Source organism: Deltaproteobacteria bacterium, assembly GCA_029858205.1.
Classification (GTDB): Bacteria; Desulfobacterota; GWC2-55-46; order GWC2-55-46; family DRQE01; genus JAOUFM01.
In genome coordinates this window covers 152528-167553 of the sequence record JAOUFM010000001.1, presented here as the reverse complement: position 1 = coordinate 167553, position 15026 = coordinate 152528, and the positions used below count along the sequence as shown (strand labels likewise).

The following is a 15026-nucleotide window of genomic DNA, read 5'->3' as shown; positions in this document are numbered from 1 at the left end:
CTTTATTTCGCTTCTTCGAGCCGTTCAAGCAGTTTTCTTGCCTGTATATTGGATGTGCCGTCAAGCGCTTCGTTGCCGTAACGTATCCGCATGAACATCTTGGTAAGTTCGTCTACCGCGCTGTCCTTTATCCGTGCCGAGAATTCGAGCGGCGTTTCGTGTTTCATGCGCTCGAACCCGCGCTTTGCAAGAATCCTTAGCATGTCGGTATAGAAGGCCGGTGTTTTCCTGCAGGTTTTATTGCGCCGCGCTCTTCGTATGGCGTATACGGCAATTAGTATTGCCGATAGGACTGCCAGTATTGCGATTAGCGCAATGCCGATTGCGCGAGGGGTTGTCACGCGCCCGCTTTTAGCGAGGTTCGAGAGAAACGCCTTAAGCTTACTCCTTACAGAGTGCGAGGTGCCCTCTATCGCAAGCCCTACCTTTATCTGGTCGGTGATGGCGTAGTTTATGACATAGCGGTTCCACTGCCATGCAAATGAATCGATGTACATGCCAAAGCGCGACGAGCCGCTTTCGTACTCGAACCCTCCAGGGGCTGTTGGCTCGAACCTTGTCCAGCCTTTGTTTTTTGTGTAGGCCTCGACCCAGCTGTGCGCGTCCCTCTGGCGCACCATATAGTAGCCTGCCACGTCGTTATATTCGCCGTTTACGAATCCGGTGACTATTCTGGAAGGTATGCCGATGGTTCGAAGCATCAGCGCCATGGCGCTTGCGTAGTGCTCGCAGTAGCCTTGCTTGGAATAAAAGAGAAAATTATCTATGGCGCTTATGCCTTCGGTCTTCTTAGGCGTCAGTGTGTATGCGTAGTTTGTTTTGAGGTGTGTCTCAATGGCTCGCGCTTTTTCCTCGTCGGTCTTGAGCCCCTTGGTAACTTCTGCTGTAAGGGCTTTTATTTTGCCGATTTCCGTTATATCCGGCAGTTGCATATATGAAGAGAGTTCTTCTTTCGGTAGCGGAGGTATTGTGCCCCTAAGTTTTTCTGTGGCAATCGTCGGCACAACAGACCATGCCGTGTACTCGAGCTTTGTGTAGGGCGTGTATCCGAGGTAAAGCGCTCCTGTGTCGTCGGTTAAGAGGTTGCGGAATTTTCCATTGAGCATGGACCATCCCTCGAGCGCGAATATGACCTCGGTGTCTATCGGCTCGAGCAGTATTTCCTGTTGCACGTGCCGCCCGGCCATTTTTTGCCCAGAGGTGAAGATGCCGCCGGCAGCGGTACGGGCGAAGTACTTTTTTTGCGGCGTCCTGGTCCACGTCGAGCCGTCGAAACTATCGAGCACAGCGCCCCGAAAGTAAGCGTTGCCTTCCGGCTTTGCGTTCGGGTATCTTACGCGCATTACTACCGTGCCGTCGAGTTTTACGTCTCCCAAGGCTCCCATGGTGACGCTATCGGAAAAGCCAACTACCTGGAGGGCGTTTAGCGTTTTGAACTCGAAGAGGCCTATTGCCATTCTCGGTATGCTAAAGAACAGGATAAGGGTTGTGATTATGGAAAAGGCCGTCACTGCGATTGTCAGGGCCGCGAAGGACGCGCCGAAAAGCGAGCGCGGCGGCGCGAACTCTTTTTTCGTATATTCCTCCGCATCACGCTTCATGCTGAATATGGTCATGGCCCATGTCGCTGTTATCACGTACGAGAGAAGCAGGAGAAAGAATAACGGGCTTGCGGTCGAGGTTGCCGCCACGAGAAGTTCCAGGAACACGAGAAGGTAGAGAAGCATATAGTCGCGCCCCCTCTTAAGGTCCAGCAGCTTAAATACTATCAAGACCGATGTCATGTGGGAAGCAGAGGCTACGAGCGAGCCCGATACCGTTAAGTAGTCGGCTATAGCCACGAAGAACAAAGCTACGGCGAGCACGTTCCACAGGGCCGCCGGGAGCTCTATTTTTCTGCGTACGGCAGGGAAGAGGCACGCAGCGGTGAGCGCGCCTACGATAGATAGAAATACGGCGCCAAACTCCTCGATGAGCGCGAGAGCGAAGAAACCCGAGGCCACAACCGATATGGTTACCGTATTTATCCGGGACGCCGCTTGCATGGTCAGTTTCCAGCCCCGCTTATAGCGACCGTTGCCGCGCCTTTTGTGGCGACCGGCTCTATCAGCGCGAGCTTGGAGAGTATCGTGTGCAGGTGTTCTGTGCCAAAGCCGTATGGTGTCTCAAAAGTAAGGGTCTTTAGCGATACCCTGTAGCCGAGCCTTATCATGCGGTATGCCGACGATGCGGCCCTGTCCACTGCCGATTCGAAGGCATCGTTGGAGTCCCTGAAGTTATTGAAGGTGATAAGGGCTTTTTTCTCGGCCTCTTTTTCGTATTCGCGCGTCATGAGCTTTAGCGCGCGCGCGCTCGCCTTCCAGTGTATGTGGCGGGAGTCGTCGCCAACGGCATAGTCTCTTAGCCCGTATATCTCGAAGCCCCGCCCTTTTCTGGAGACCCCGGATGTCCCGCTCTCTGAAAATATGCGTATATCGTCCGAGACGTTTACGTTGACGCTTGGGTACACAAGGACGCGGCCAGGAGATACTATTGCCCTGCCTTTTCGAAACAACCCGAACGGAAAACGCGTCGAGAGCTCGAATCCGGTGAGTTCGGCGTAGCCGCGTTTTTTGAAAACAAACGGCGTGTAGAGCGTGAGTTTGGCAAAGGGCTGGAGTTTGAGCACATACTGCGCAGCGGACGATATCCCGGCCGACTGCATTTCGTTTACGGTAAACGAGAAGGATGCGAGTTTTTTCTTGCCGTTTCCAACGTGCAGCGCTGCCGGGGCCTCCGTGTCCTTGTATATGTGTTTTGGCATCTCGCGCTCTACCGTCAGGCGGCGAAGTGTGGATTCGCTAAGCAGCCCGGAGACGATTATGAGGCTCATGAGGGCGGCCGTTATGAGGTAGAGAAGATTATTTCCGGTGTTTATGGCAGCAAGTCCTATGAGGATTAGCGCTATGGTGAAGTTGCGGCCTTCCTTTGTAAACCTGAGCGTTCTTGGCAGGATATAGGCCATTGCCGCAACTCTGGCGCTTTTCTTTCCGAGGAACGCGCCGGCAATGCTTACGAGCCAGGGCATGGGAGCCGATATCGTCAGGCGAAAGCTCATTTATACGGGGACGTTTACGCCCGATAGCACCTCTTCGATGATAAGTGCCGGGCTCGAGCCTCTTTCCTCGGCGCCGTATCCGAGCGGAAGTATCCTGTGGCGCATCGCCGCAAGGGCCACCTTCTTTACGTCGTCAGGGATGATGTAGTTTCTGCCGGCCATTAGCGCCGCTGCCTGCGATGCCCTGAAAAGCGCCATGGCGCCCCGGGTGCTCACTCCAAGCTTTACCGCCTTGTGCGTTCTCGTTGCCCTGACGATGTCCACTATGTATGCCGCCACATCCTCCTCGGCCTTTACCGTAACGACCTCGTCCTGGATTGCTGCTATGGATTCGGCGCTGATTACGGGTTCGAGGTGCTCGGGAGACAGGGTGGAGGGAGACGACATTATTATGCCGCGCTCGGCCTCGGCGTCAGGGTACCCGATGCTTAGCGAGAGCATGAAGCGGTCGAGCTGGCTCTCGGGCAGAGGGAATGTGCCAGAGTACTCAAGCGGGTTCTGGGTTGCGAGTATCATGAAAGGGGCGGGGAGCTTGTACGTTACGTTATCTACCGATACCTGGCCTTCGCTCATGGCCTCGAGAAGCGCGCTCTGGGTTTTCGGAGTCGCGCGGTTTATCTCGTCTGCGAGGATGATGTTAGAGAATATGGGGCCCCTGCGAAACTCGAAGGCGCGAGCCTTTTCGTTATATATGGTAACCCCGATGACGTCGGAGGGCATGAGGTCGCTTGTGAACTGGATTCTCTGAAAGCTTGCGTCTATGCTCCTTGCCAGTGAGTGGGCAAGTGTCGTTTTACCGACCCCTGGCACGTCTTCCAAAAGAAGATGTCCGCGCGAGAAAAGCGTTACCAGGGCCGAGTCTATTACGTCGCCCTTGCCGCGGATTACTTTCTCGAGGTTGGCTTTGAGCCGTTTTATTATCTCTTGCGAGCTGCCCTGTGCGGTTGCCTGTTTTGGTATGGTGGCTGATGTGCTCATTGGTAGTAGGGGTTCTCCCGGAGGTATTTTGCGGCGCAAACACTCTTATTATACCAGAATACTGCTTTTATGGCAATAATACGCCTTTAATATGCGTAGAAGGCCTTGTTTCATTTGAAAAAAACCTTATTTTAAGCTAAATTATGTGTATGGTCAGATTAGACGACATACTCGATAAGGTCTCTGCTTATAACCCAGGGGCCGACTTGGACATTATAAGAAAGGCCTACGTCTTTTCGGCAAAGGTACATGAAGGCCAGCTTAGAGCCTCAGGAGAGCCCTATCTCTCGCACCCGTTGGAGGTGGCGAACATCCTTACCGAGTTCAAGATGGACGCGCCCGTTGTCGCAACCGGGCTTTTACACGATACCGTCGAGGATACTCACACGAGCATAGAAAAAATCGAGGAGCTCTTTGGCGCCGAGGTCGCAGTGCTCGTCGACGGGCTTACGAAGATAAGCAAGCTTTCCTTTGATAAGCGCGAGGACAGGGAGGCCGAGAACTTCCGTAAGATGATTCTTGCCATGGCGCGCGACATGCGTGTCGTGCTGATAAAGCTTGCCGACCGCCTTCATAACATGCGGACTCTTTCCGTGTTTGCCCCTGAAAAACGCATGAAGATAGCGAGAGAGACAATCGACATCTACGCTCCTCTTGCAAACAGGCTTGGCATAGGGTGGGTGAAAAACGAGCTCGAGGACCTGGCATTCAAGTACCTTGAGCCGGATGAATACGAGCGGTTAGAGGGGCTTCTCAATGCCGAAAAAGAAAAGCGCGAGGCAAATATTTCCGGCATAGCCGCTTCCATAGAGGCCAAGCTTGCCGAGAACGGCATAACGGCAAAGGTCTCCGGGCGCGTTAAAAGCATCTACGGCGTGCATCAGAAGATGACCGAGAGGGGGGTGGACTTCGAGGACATAGGAGATCTGACGGCCTTTAGAATCCTTGTCGACGATATGAAGGCGTGTTACTCGACCCTCGGGGTAGTGCATGCGCTCTGGAGGCCAGTGCCAGGAAGGTTTAAGGATTATATAGCGTTGCCTAAGCCGAACTTTTATCAATCCCTGCACACAACCGTCATCGGCCCGCTTGGCGAGAGGATGGAGGTGCAGATAAGGACCGAGGAGATGCACAGGAGCGCCGAGTACGGCATAGCCGCGCACTGGAAGTATAAGGAAGGCAAGGCCGTTCTCTTAGACAGACACGACGAGACGTATGCGTGGCTCAGACAGCTTCTTGAGTGGCAGCGCGACCTTAAGGACTCAAGCGAGTTCCTCGACACGTTAAAGCTCGATTTCTTCTCTGAGGACGTTTTTGTGTTCACCCCGCAGGGCGAGATAAAGGCCTTTCCCGCGGGCTCGACGGCCGTTGACTTTGCATATGCCGTTCACACGGACGTAGGGCACAGGTGCCTGGGTGCCAGGGTAAACGGCAAGGGCGTGCCGCTTAAATACCAGTTAAAGAACGGCGATGTCGTCGAGATAGTGACTGCCGAAGGGCACGTGGCAAAGCACGACTGGCTAAGGTTCGTCGTCACGTCCAGGGCAAAGGCCAAGATACGCCAGTGGCTGAAGGCCGAGGAGAGAAGGCGGGGCGTGGAGCTTGGCAAGGAGATACTTAGCGCCGGGCTTGGCAGTATCGAGATAGATATGGCGAAGGCCGAGGAGTCGGGCGAGATTAAGCACGCTGTCAAGGAACTCGGGCTTCAGAGTGTAGACCATCTTTTCATGAACGTCGGGTACGGCAAACTTGACGTTAAGGACGTAATCGCGAAGTTTTCTCCGGCTGCGGCAGTGAAGCCAAAGCCGCAGGCGGAGCAGGGCTGGGGCTTTATGAACGTCTTCGACCGCTTTAAGCCGCAAAAGAAAAAGCCCGTGTCCGGCGGCGTTGTCGTAAAGGGAGTAGAGGACGCGATGGTAAAGTTCGCATCCTGCTGTAACCCCCTTCCGGGCGACCAGATAGTCGGCTTTATCACGCACGGCCACGGCATAACCGTGCACACAAGGGTATGCCAGAGCCTGCATGACGTGGACAGGGAGCGCGTGATAGACGCGGAATGGGAAAAACAGGTGTCGGGCGTAAGACAGGTCCGCCTCGACGTGATGTGCAAGAACGAGAAGGGCATACTCGCCGACATGTGCGCGGCCGTGAAGGAAGCGGATGCCAATATCGCCGGATTGGATATAGAAACATCTTCCGATAACAGGGCCGTTTGCACCTTTATAGTTGAAGTAAAGGACGTAAAGCACCTAAAGACCATAATGCGCTCGCTTCAGCGCGTAAAGCGCGTCATAAACGTGACGCGCGTAATAGAGAAGCCCGAGGCTGCCGACAATCACGGCAAGGGCCAGGTAAAGAGCTGACGAGACAGGGGAGGGCTGTAAAATGGCTGCAGATTCGAAGAAGAACGTATCGACAAACGGCGCGCCAAAGGCAATAGGGCCGTACTCGCAGGGTGTCGTAGCAAACGGGTTTTTGTTCGTCTCGGGCCAGGTTGCGCTCATTCCGGAGACAGGGGAGCTTATAAGCGGCGGCATAAAGGACGAGACAAGGCGCGTATTGGCCAATATAAAGGCGATAGTCGAGGCAGCCGGGCTAAAGATGGACGATGTGGTCAAGACCACGGTGTATCTGACGGACTTAAAGAAGTTCGTGGACATGAACGAGGTCTATGCCGAGTTCTTCAAGGAGCCGTATCCGGCAAGGGCGACTGTCGAGGTAAGCGCTCTTCCAAAAGGCGTTTCGGTAGAGATAGACGCTATCGCGGCGAAGAGGTAGTTTTTTTTCGCAAAAAAAACAGCCGGCACAGGGCCGGCTGCGTGTTTGACGCTGATTGATATTTCCTTATGCGGCTTTTGTGACCGCTCCGGAGCGCAGGCACCTGGTGCACACGTTGGCGCGCATGTTCCTGCCGTTCTTTGTTATCTTGATTTTCTGTATGTTAGGGTTCCAGCGCCTTCTTGTCTTATTGTTGGCGTGGCTCACGTTGTTGCCGTAAGCAGGGCCCTTGCCGCAGATGTCGCACTTTAAAGCCATTGTATTGCCTCCCGTTTTTGCAAGTTATCCGCCCGCCTGATGCGGGCGCTTTTCGGTAAAAAGAATTTATACCATAAAAAGCCTTCTTAATTCAAGCTTTTTTTACGGGGAAACGCATTTTGGTCAAACTTTCCGGAAAATCCAGGTTCATGGTTCTTTGCGCTGCCCTGATAGGGCTGGTTGTTGCCGCGGATTTTGCCCTGTTTATCAAGGAATTACGAGGATTTCGCAGGCCTGTCGCCACTCCCTCTGCCGATTCTATCGTTGTTTTGACAGGCGGGGCCAAAAGGGCCGATATAGGGCTCGGGCTGCTTAGAAAGGGCAGCGCAAAGGCGCTTATACTAAGCGGCGTTGATCCGGGCTCTGACGCGGCAGCCATATTTTTCCCCGAAAAGATAAGCAGCGCTGAGCTTGGGAGCATCATCTTGGAGAAGGGCTCTGCTAATACCTACGAGAATGCAATCGAGACAAGGGGCGTTCTTGCCGGGCTTAAACATAAATCCATCGTGCTCATTACGTCGTCGTACCACATGAAGCGCGCTCTGATGACCTTTAAACAGGTTATGCCGCCGGATGTCGTGATAATTGCCTATCCTGTCGAGAGCGAATCGGGATTTTTTCTCATGTTCTCCGAATTTATAAAGTACAATTGGTACGAGGCGAGGTTTTATCTGTCAAACTGACATGCGTATGTAAATAATTATGCGGAGGTTTGAAGTGAAATATTTCAGAATATGCGCCGTTGTTGCGGCGTTTATGTCGGTGCTCTTTATGTGCGCGTCCTTGGCCATGGCCGATGTGGTAGGATCTTTTTTCGGCACGGTCGTTGACGAGACTACCGGGCAGCCCATTGAAGGGGCCGTTATTATCGTTTCGATGGAAAAGGCGGTTGCAAGGTTTCATTTCGAGGGGCCGGATTATAAGATAGCCTATGCTAAAAGTTTCACTACCGATAAGGACGGCAAATATCGCACCGACGTTATAGTAAAGCCGGACGTGCCGCTCTTTAGCGCCACGATTAGCACTAACGTGGTCGTGTATGCGCAGGGATATCTCGTTTATTCCGATAAATTGAGCGCAACCGGCACGGGTAAGAAGTGGAGCGGCGGGTTTTCCGGATGGAACTTCAAGCTGAAGCTGAAGAGGATACCTCCCAGGTTCGATTACGGCAAGGGCTATGAGGATGTGGACGACGCCCTCGATGACGCGCTTTTTTCTAACGAGGGCGACGATCTGAAAAAAATGATTGAAAAGAAAACAGAGTGGCTCAAGCGGCGCTCGAGATACGAGAAGGAATTCAAGGAGACCTTCGATATAAAGCGGGAGAAAAAGGAACAGGCCGAGGATGTTCCGGCGCTCCTTGCCGCGTTAAAGACAGGTTCCTTCGAGGACAAGATGGACGCGCTCTGGCGTCTTGGCAATCTCCCTTTTTGGAAGCCCCCGGACGAATCAAAGCAGATTCTGGAGGCCATAAAGGATATTGTCAGGGCCGGGGACAAGGCGTGGAGCGACGTGTTTTTTAAGCGCGAGGCCGTTATTACGTATCTTAAAGCGTGCGCCAAGTTGCCTAGCTGCTCAGGGGATTTCGGCGGAGTTCTTTATGAAAAGCGCGGGGAGCCGATGCTTCGTCCGGACATACTCAAGGCGCTTGCCCTGATGAATTGCAGGGAACTTACCGATGATTGGATAGAGTTGTCCGGCAGCGTCGACGAAGAAGATAGGTTTTACGCGGCTATCGCGCTCACTAAAATTCGGGCAGGCAGAGGCAACGTATGTTTTTTCAGTGCCGCCCCTGAAAGCGAGGCTGCCGCCCTTGATAAAAAGTACGTGGCTAAACTCTTTGAGAAGCGTCCGCACGATGGAGAGCCGGACCAGATGGATTCTGTGTATGACAAGCTCCTTAACGACCCTTCTGCCAACGTGCGGCGTGCCGTTGCTACAGGGCTTGCCGACCGGTGGGATAAAAGAGAGTACGCCTATAAGATGATTGCCCATCCTGATGCCGCAGTGCAGAAAATAGGCATAGGCGTCCTTGGAAAGACGAGCTATGGAGATACATCAAGGAAGGAGTTGGAGGTGCTCGCTGACGTGATAGCCAGGGGCAGCGTAAGCAAAGAAACGCTCAAGGTCTTGACCGATACCTTCGAGAAAAAGATGAAAGATGGCGCTTCCTGGGCAAAAGACAAGGAATGGAGGGACAGGGGCTATATATATACCAGCAAGAACGCTGCCGATGCGCTCGTGGCCGCGGCTGCCGTGGCAGAGCCGAACAGGCTTGTCTGGATAGTAAAGCTTCTTGGTGAACTCGATGACACAAGGAGCATCGAAATATACAAAAAGGCGCTTGCAAACGAGTCTGCCCGTTCTTGGGCGATATGGGCGCTTGGCAGAAGGCACGACATGCCCACAGACGTTATTCCGGATTTTATCGGTTTCTTAAAGGATAAGGACAACTCTATCAGGGCGGCTGCTGCCAAGGCGCTCGGGTATTCGAAGGATAAGAGGGCATTCGAGCCGCTCATGCAAAGTCTTGTCAACGAGGACTCCGGTATTACGTATGAACTGTTCCGTGCCATTATGTCTTTTGACGGTAAGGAACAGGTCGCCAAGGCGCACGGCGTTATGCTGGGTATTTTCGATGAAAACAAGGTCAACTTGTTTGCCAATGCGTGCGATTACCTGAAAAAGTATCCTGATACCAGGGCCGTTCCAAGGTTGATTAAGGCGCTAGAGGCCAGGAAATACGGGGAGCCGGCTAATCTGGTGCGAGCCCTCGGTGTTTATGACGATAAGCCGGCCATTAGCGCGCTTATTAAGGCGGTGAAGGGCGACTATAGCATACCGAACGCATGGTTTGACCATAACGACGATGCGAGGCAGGCTGCCGCCGAAATACTCGTTAAGAAAAAGGTAAAGGCCGCGGTTCCGGCGATAATCGAGATGGTGAGGGATAAGGACGTAAACGGGCATGCAAGGAGCGCGGGCATAAAGGCGCTTGGCCGTATGGGGGATGCCTCCGCGCTCGCGGTTCTCGATGAGCTTGTAAGGGAAGAGGGCGGGATTTACAGCAGAGAGATAAAAGAGGCGCGAGAAGAGATACGTAAGGCCAACCCGAGGATGAAGTGATAGAGAGGAATGCAGGGCCCTGCTGGCGTTTCTGCAGAGTTCGTAAAGTATAACCGGTACGAGGCGAGGTTTTATCTGTCAGCGTAGTTTCGTAGAGAGAGTATAGTTTCTTAGGAAATGGTTAAGGAGACCCGCATGACTAATATTTCGGCGACGATATTTAAGCGGCTGGTTCTTGTATGTATTGTTTTTTTCCTTTCCGGCTGTTACGCTACCATCAGCGGCACTGTAATAGACGCGGAGACAGGGGAGCCAATCGAAGGCGCGGTCGTGCTCGCGGAGTGGACGGTTACAAAAGGGGCCCCCGGGCTGACGCATACGGACTCGTATAAAGTCATCGAGGCCGTGACAAACAAGGACGGAGTTGCGGCAGTATCTGGAGTGTTCAATCCGTTCGTCAATAAGCCGTCGCTTACGGTCTATAAAAAGGGGTATGTCGCATGGAATAACCAGTATATCTTTCCGGATTACAAAAAGCGCGAAGATTTTAAGTGGCAGGACGGGGCGGTAATCAGGCTGGAGAGGTTTAAGGAAGGGTATATGCGTGATGATCATGTAAGATTTATAGAGAGCGTTGGCAGTACTCATCGTAATACAGAGCAGAAAATGAATTTTAAGGCGGCATATTTCTGGGAGATTGTTCTGGCATCAGAAGAGCGGGATATTAAGGCGAAGAAGCATAAAAATAAAGAATAAGCCATCAGGAGGATGTTTATGAAAAAGCGTGTGCTTATATTTTTTGCCGCTATTTTGCTTACATTGTGCACTAGTAAAATATCGTGGTGTTATGACGACGAGAAAACACATCCTGAAATGACGAAAAAGGCGGTTCAGGGTTCGCAGCTTGATAGTTATTTGAAGGATAATTTTGACAATATATTTTCTCTGGGGTTTGATTCGGTGGTTTTTAATAAGTCCGTTATTGATTGGCTCCGTGACGGCTCAACCGCCGAGGACAGCCCGTTATGCCGCGCCTCGAACCACTTTCATAATCCGCCTGGGGCGTAGTTTTTTGTGCTATTCAACGCCGATTATCTCTATGCCGTTTTCCATAAGCAATGCCGCGCTAACTCCGGCGCCGCTTACAGTCTCGTTGTTCCTTGATATAAGCCTTACACCGCAGGACGGGCTCTTTTCTTTGAGATAGGCCTTTGCCGCGCCTGTTGAAAGGGCCTTTTTAAGCGTTTCTTTCGCGCCTTTGATGAAAAGTGCCGTTACGTCCCTGCCATGCTCGTCCATTACGCGGGAAGAGCCGTTTAGCACGTCGCTGCCGCTGCCTTTTTCTATCTCTGCTCTCGGCCTTGGTGTTGAAAGCCCGCCAAGCTCCTCAGGGCACACCGTTACCACCGTAACATCCGAGAGCCTTTGCATGAGCTCCTGATTAAGGCAGTCCTTGCCGTCATAGCGGGTCTTCATTCCAGTAAGGCACGCGCTTACTATGACAGTCTCTTTTGCCACTTTAGCGGGTCTTGGGGTTTGTAAGCGGGGTATCGTTCTCTGCCGCGTCTTTTATGATTACGCGGCGGCCCTGTACGCTGACGCGGCCCTCTGAGATGAGGCGTATTGCCTCGGGTAGTATTTTATGCTCTTCGTTAAGTATTCTTGCTGCAAGCGTTTTTGCGGTGTCATTTTGGAGCACTGGAACAACGGCCTGTAATATAACCGGCCCAGTGTCAACGCCTTCATCTACAAAGTGCACTGTCGCGCCCGAAAACCTCGCGCCGTAGTCTATGGCCTTTTGTTGTACGTCGAGCCCCGGGAACGCAGGCAAAAGCGCAGGGTGGATGTTTATGATTTTATTTTTAAAGGCGTTTATGAGTGTAGGCGTTACGATTCGCATGAAGCCTGCGAGCACGACAAGCTCCGCTCCCGCGTCCTTTAGAGCTGCTACGATTGCCTTGTCATATGCCTCGCGCTCCGGATGGTCGGCCTTTGTTATGACAAGGGTTTTGATGCCGTGCTTTTTCGCCCGTTCGAGCCCTCCGGCGTCAGGCTTGCTGCTTATGACAAGCGATATCTTCGCATCAAGGCGCTTTGCCTCTATCTCGTCGATTATTGCCTGGAGGTTCGTTCCTCCGCCTGATATGAGAACTCCGAGCTTTAGCATGGGAGATATTCTCTGTTGTTTAAATGAATTTTACCTGAGGCGCGCGGCCTGCGCGTTTTTCTATCGTGCCTATGACGCGAGCCGAAATCCTGCTCTTTTTAAGGCAGGCAAGCGCGGCGTTTACGTCTTTACTTCTTACGACCGCGACCATGCCGATTCCGGAATTGAAGGTGCGTAGCATCTCGGCCTCTGCGACCGGGCCGTTTTCCATAAGAAGGCGGAATATCGGCGGCACTGTCCATGAGCCGCGCTGTATGGCAGCTACCGTGTTCTTTGGCAGTATCCTCGGGATATTCTCGGTAAAGCCGCCGCCTGTGATGTGCGCAAGGCCGAGCACGTCGACCTTCTTTGCGAGTTCGAGTACCGGCTTTACGTATATGCGCGTAGGTGTTAGGAGTTCCTCGCCAATGGGTTTCTTAAATCCCTTTACCTTGGACGATGGCTTTAGCCGCATTTTATCGAATACGATTTTCCTCGCAAGCGAGTACCCGTTGCTGTGGAGGCCGCTTGATGGAAGCCCGATTATAGCGTCCCCGGGCTTGATGCGGCTGCCGCTTATGATATTTTTCCTGTCTATGACGCCGACTGCGAACCCGGCAAGGTCGTACTCACCTTCGCTGTAAAGGCCCGGCATCTCTGCTGTTTCGCCGCCAATCAGGGCGCAGCCCGACTCTTTGCATCCAAAAGCTATGCCTTTGATTACCTTTGCCGCTGTCTTTGCGCTAAGTTTTCCGGTTGCGAAGTAGTCGAGGAAAAATAGGGGGCGCGCCCCTGTTGTGACGATATCGTTTACGCTCATTGCAACGAGGTCTATGCCGACTGTGTCGTGCTTGTCGCAAAGGAACGCGACCTTGAGTTTTGTGCCGACTCCGTCTGTCGATGACACGAGCACAGGGTCCTTCATGCCCGAGAATTTAGCTGAGAACGACGCGCCAAACCCTCCTATGCCGGAGAGCACGCCCTTTACGTTCGTTGCCTTTGCCATGGGCTTGATAAGGCTAACGAGTTTTTCGCCTTCGTCTATGTCAACGCCCGAGTCTTTGTATGTGATTTTTTTCGGCATGCCCCTTTAGATTAATAAAACGCATATTCAATGTCAATGGGTGTTTTTAGTTTTGCAGGACGCTGCATATTTTTCTGTGCGTTGCACAGGCGAGTATGCAGCAAAGGGCTTGAGTAAATGTTGCTCTATTTTCGTAACATGCTGTTTTGTAAAGAATGAGCGCATTGAATTTGTCATGATAAAAGTTGGCACGCGCATTGCAATAGTATGGTGTAGAGTTTGGTTACTTGCATCATATATCGCGCGGCTTTTGGTATCACTGTAATAGTTGTAACTACTAAATCATGGTGCTAAGAAAGGAGCAGGCAAATGAACATTACTGAGGTCAAGGTATTACCGGTGGACGGGGACGAGAGGTTGAAGGCGTATGTAACGCTAAAGCTTGGCGGATGCTTTATCGTTCGCGATGTGAAGGTGATAAACGGCAACACCGGGCTGTTTGTCGCCATGCCGGCAAAGAAGATGAAGGACGGCACGTATAGGGATTTATTCCATCCGCTCGATAAGCCCACGAGGGAGGCTGTCGAGTCAATGGTGCTTGGCGAGTACCAAAAGGCGCTTGCCTCGCCGGAGTCGTATACAAGGATATCGGCTCGAAACGTCATGGCGGCGTTCGCGTAGCCCAGAGGGTCGCAAAGCGCAAAAGAAAGGGCCATAGGCGTTTTAGCAGGGCCTGTCCTGCGCCCCGGTACTCCTTCCGATGTTTCCGGGCTGCAGGGCAGGAGAGCTTGCCCCGTTCTCTTTATTAAGGGAGCGGGGTTTTTTATTGACTCTCGAAACTCGTTACCCGTTTGCAATGTATGGATAAATATAGTATTATATTCTGCGCGGTGGGCACCCTTAGAACTGCGTCTTAGCATATCCGAACGAGGAGGACTATCTTGAAGGGAATAATACTCGCAGGCGGGCTTGGCTCGCGGCTATCGCCGCTTACACGCGTCACAAATAAGCACCTTTTGCCAATCTACAACGCGCCGATGATTTACTATCCCATTCAGTGCCTTGTAAACGCCGGCATAAAGGACATCATGATAGTCACAGGCGGCAATAGCGCCGGAGATTTTCTAAAGCTCCTTGGAAACGGCAAGGAGTTTGGCCTAAAGCACCTTAACTACACCTATCAGGAGGGCGAGGGCGGTATAGCCGAGGCCCTTGGCCTTTGCGAGCACTTTGCGGATGGCGAAAAGATATGCGTTGTGCTGGGCGATAATATAATAGAGAATAACATAGTCCACTCAGTAGCTGCCTTTGATAAGCAGAAGGACGGCGCAATGATACTTCTAAAGAAGGTTCACGACCCGCAGCGCTTTGGCGTGCCGACAATAGACGGCAAAAGCATCGTATCCATAACCGAAAAGCCAAAGGACCCCGCGTCAGACTATGCGGTGATAGGCATCTACATGTACGACAACACGGTTTTCGACATTATCAAGACCCTTAAGCCATCGAACAGGGGCGAACTCGAAATCACGGACGTCAATAACGCCTACATAAAGACCAAAAACCTCACCTGGAGCGAGCTTGACGGCTGGTGGACGGATGCCGGAACCTTCGAGTCGCTCTATCACGCGAACCGCCTGGTTGCAGAGGGCGGCGCCAATAAGGTATAATCAGCGGCC

Annotated in this window: 15 protein-coding genes; 8 read left to right on the top strand and 7 right to left on the bottom strand. The window is 52.5% G+C overall.

The genetic code is table 11. From position 1 onward, the window contains the following. Window positions 1–2: 2 nt before the first annotated feature. From OEV59_00840 to OEV59_00830, 3 genes are read right to left on the bottom strand one after another with little or no spacing between them, the layout of a single operon-like run. Complete coding sequence (locus tag OEV59_00840; protein ID MDH4226288.1) at window positions 3–2045, bottom strand: DUF3488 and transglutaminase-like domain-containing protein; 2043 nt, start codon at window positions 2043–2045, stop codon at window positions 3–5. Window positions 2046–2047: 2 nt separating this feature from the next. Continuing rightward, complete coding sequence (locus OEV59_00835; protein MDH4226287.1) at window positions 2048–3097, bottom strand: DUF58 domain-containing protein; 1050 nt, start codon at window positions 3095–3097, stop codon at window positions 2048–2050. Further along, on the bottom strand, window positions 3098–4075 hold the full coding sequence (locus OEV59_00830; GenBank protein MDH4226286.1) for a MoxR family ATPase: 978 nt from the start codon (window positions 4073–4075) through the stop codon (window positions 3098–3100). It lies immediately after the preceding gene. 149 nt (window positions 4076–4224) lie between these two features. Between OEV59_00830 and OEV59_00825 the strand changes: the two genes are divergently transcribed. Both OEV59_00825 and OEV59_00820 read left to right on the top strand, forming a co-directional pair. After that, window positions 4225–6438 (top strand): bifunctional (p)ppGpp synthetase/guanosine-3',5'-bis(diphosphate) 3'-pyrophosphohydrolase, encoded by a 2214-nt coding sequence (locus OEV59_00825; GenBank protein MDH4226285.1) that lies wholly within the window; start codon window positions 4225–4227, stop codon window positions 6436–6438. A 22-nt stretch (window positions 6439–6460) separates the two neighbouring features. After that, window positions 6461–6853 carry a RidA family protein gene (locus OEV59_00820; GenBank protein ID MDH4226284.1) on the top strand — a complete coding sequence of 131 codons (393 nt, stop codon included), beginning with the start codon at window positions 6461–6463 and terminating at the stop codon, window positions 6851–6853. 66 nt (window positions 6854–6919) lie between these two features. Here the strand turns inward: OEV59_00820 and rpmB are convergent, their stop codons facing one another. Continuing rightward, window positions 6920–7111: a 50S ribosomal protein L28 gene (gene rpmB / locus OEV59_00815; protein ID MDH4226283.1), complete on the bottom strand. Its 192-nt coding sequence runs from the start codon at window positions 7109–7111 to the stop codon at window positions 6920–6922. A gap of 119 nt (window positions 7112–7230) precedes the next feature. Here rpmB and OEV59_00810 point away from each other — a divergent pair, with 119 nt between their 5' ends. From OEV59_00810 to OEV59_00795, 4 genes are all read left to right on the top strand, one after another. Next, the gene (locus tag OEV59_00810; GenBank protein MDH4226282.1) at window positions 7231–7794 is read left to right on the top strand and encodes a YdcF family protein; all 564 of its coding nucleotides are present in this window, start codon (window positions 7231–7233) and stop codon (window positions 7792–7794) included. A 34-nt stretch (window positions 7795–7828) separates the two neighbouring features. Beyond that, complete coding sequence (locus OEV59_00805) at window positions 7829–10237, top strand: HEAT repeat domain-containing protein (GenBank protein ID MDH4226281.1); 2409 nt, start codon at window positions 7829–7831, stop codon at window positions 10235–10237. A 135-nt stretch (window positions 10238–10372) separates the two neighbouring features. Further along, window positions 10373–10933, top strand: a complete 561-nt coding sequence (locus OEV59_00800) for a carboxypeptidase-like regulatory domain-containing protein (GenBank protein ID MDH4226280.1) — start codon at window positions 10373–10375, stop codon at window positions 10931–10933. A gap of 18 nt (window positions 10934–10951) precedes the next feature. Then, window positions 10952–11245: a hypothetical protein gene (locus OEV59_00795; GenBank protein MDH4226279.1), complete on the top strand. Its 294-nt coding sequence runs from the start codon at window positions 10952–10954 to the stop codon at window positions 11243–11245. A 9-nt stretch (window positions 11246–11254) separates the two neighbouring features. Here the strand turns inward: OEV59_00795 and OEV59_00790 are convergent, their stop codons facing one another. From OEV59_00790 to purM, 3 genes are read right to left on the bottom strand one after another with little or no spacing between them, the layout of a single operon-like run. Further along, window positions 11255–11695, bottom strand: coding sequence for a DUF523 domain-containing protein (locus OEV59_00790; GenBank protein ID MDH4226278.1), 441 nt, complete (start codon window positions 11693–11695; stop codon window positions 11255–11257). Between the two features lies 1 nt (window position 11696). Continuing rightward, window positions 11697–12344: a phosphoribosylglycinamide formyltransferase gene (purN, locus tag OEV59_00785; GenBank protein ID MDH4226277.1), complete on the bottom strand. Its 648-nt coding sequence runs from the start codon at window positions 12342–12344 to the stop codon at window positions 11697–11699. Between the two features lie 19 nt (window positions 12345–12363). After that, entirely contained in the window at window positions 12364–13407 is a 1044-nt protein-coding gene (gene purM / locus OEV59_00780) for a phosphoribosylformylglycinamidine cyclo-ligase (protein MDH4226276.1), read from the bottom strand. Window positions 13408–13716: 309 nt separating this feature from the next. On the opposite strand from purM, the gene OEV59_00775 reads away from it, so the two are divergent. Both OEV59_00775 and OEV59_00770 read left to right on the top strand, forming a co-directional pair. Then, window positions 13717–14028 carry a septation protein SpoVG family protein gene (locus OEV59_00775; protein MDH4226275.1) on the top strand — a complete coding sequence of 104 codons (312 nt, stop codon included), beginning with the start codon at window positions 13717–13719 and terminating at the stop codon, window positions 14026–14028. A 260-nt stretch (window positions 14029–14288) separates the two neighbouring features. Then, window positions 14289–15017 carry a sugar phosphate nucleotidyltransferase gene (locus tag OEV59_00770; protein MDH4226274.1) on the top strand — a complete coding sequence of 243 codons (729 nt, stop codon included), beginning with the start codon at window positions 14289–14291 and terminating at the stop codon, window positions 15015–15017. Window positions 15018–15026 lie beyond the last annotated feature (9 nt).

Coding starts and splice junctions, on each gene's coding strand:
- OEV59_00840 (MDH4226288.1), bottom strand. CDS start 2,045: ATGCAAGCGGCGTCCCGGATAAATACGGTAACCATATCGGTTGTGGCC.
- OEV59_00835 (MDH4226287.1), bottom strand. CDS start 3,097: ATGAGCTTTCGCCTGACGATATCGGCTCCCATGCCCTGGCTCGTAAGC.
- OEV59_00830 (MDH4226286.1), bottom strand. CDS start 4,075: ATGAGCACATCAGCCACCATACCAAAACAGGCAACCGCACAGGGCAGC.
- OEV59_00825 (MDH4226285.1), top strand. CDS start 4,225: ATGGTCAGATTAGACGACATACTCGATAAGGTCTCTGCTTATAACCCA.
- OEV59_00820 (MDH4226284.1), top strand. CDS start 6,461: ATGGCTGCAGATTCGAAGAAGAACGTATCGACAAACGGCGCGCCAAAG.
- rpmB (MDH4226283.1), bottom strand. CDS start 7,111: ATGGCTTTAAAGTGCGACATCTGCGGCAAGGGCCCTGCTTACGGCAAC.
- OEV59_00800 (MDH4226280.1), top strand. CDS start 10,373: ATGACTAATATTTCGGCGACGATATTTAAGCGGCTGGTTCTTGTATGT.
- OEV59_00795 (MDH4226279.1), top strand. CDS start 10,952: ATGAAAAAGCGTGTGCTTATATTTTTTGCCGCTATTTTGCTTACATTG.
- purN (MDH4226277.1), bottom strand. CDS start 12,344: ATGCTAAAGCTCGGAGTTCTCATATCAGGCGGAGGAACGAACCTCCAG.
- purM (MDH4226276.1), bottom strand. CDS start 13,407: ATGCCGAAAAAAATCACATACAAAGACTCGGGCGTTGACATAGACGAA.
- OEV59_00775 (MDH4226275.1), top strand. CDS start 13,717: ATGAACATTACTGAGGTCAAGGTATTACCGGTGGACGGGGACGAGAGG.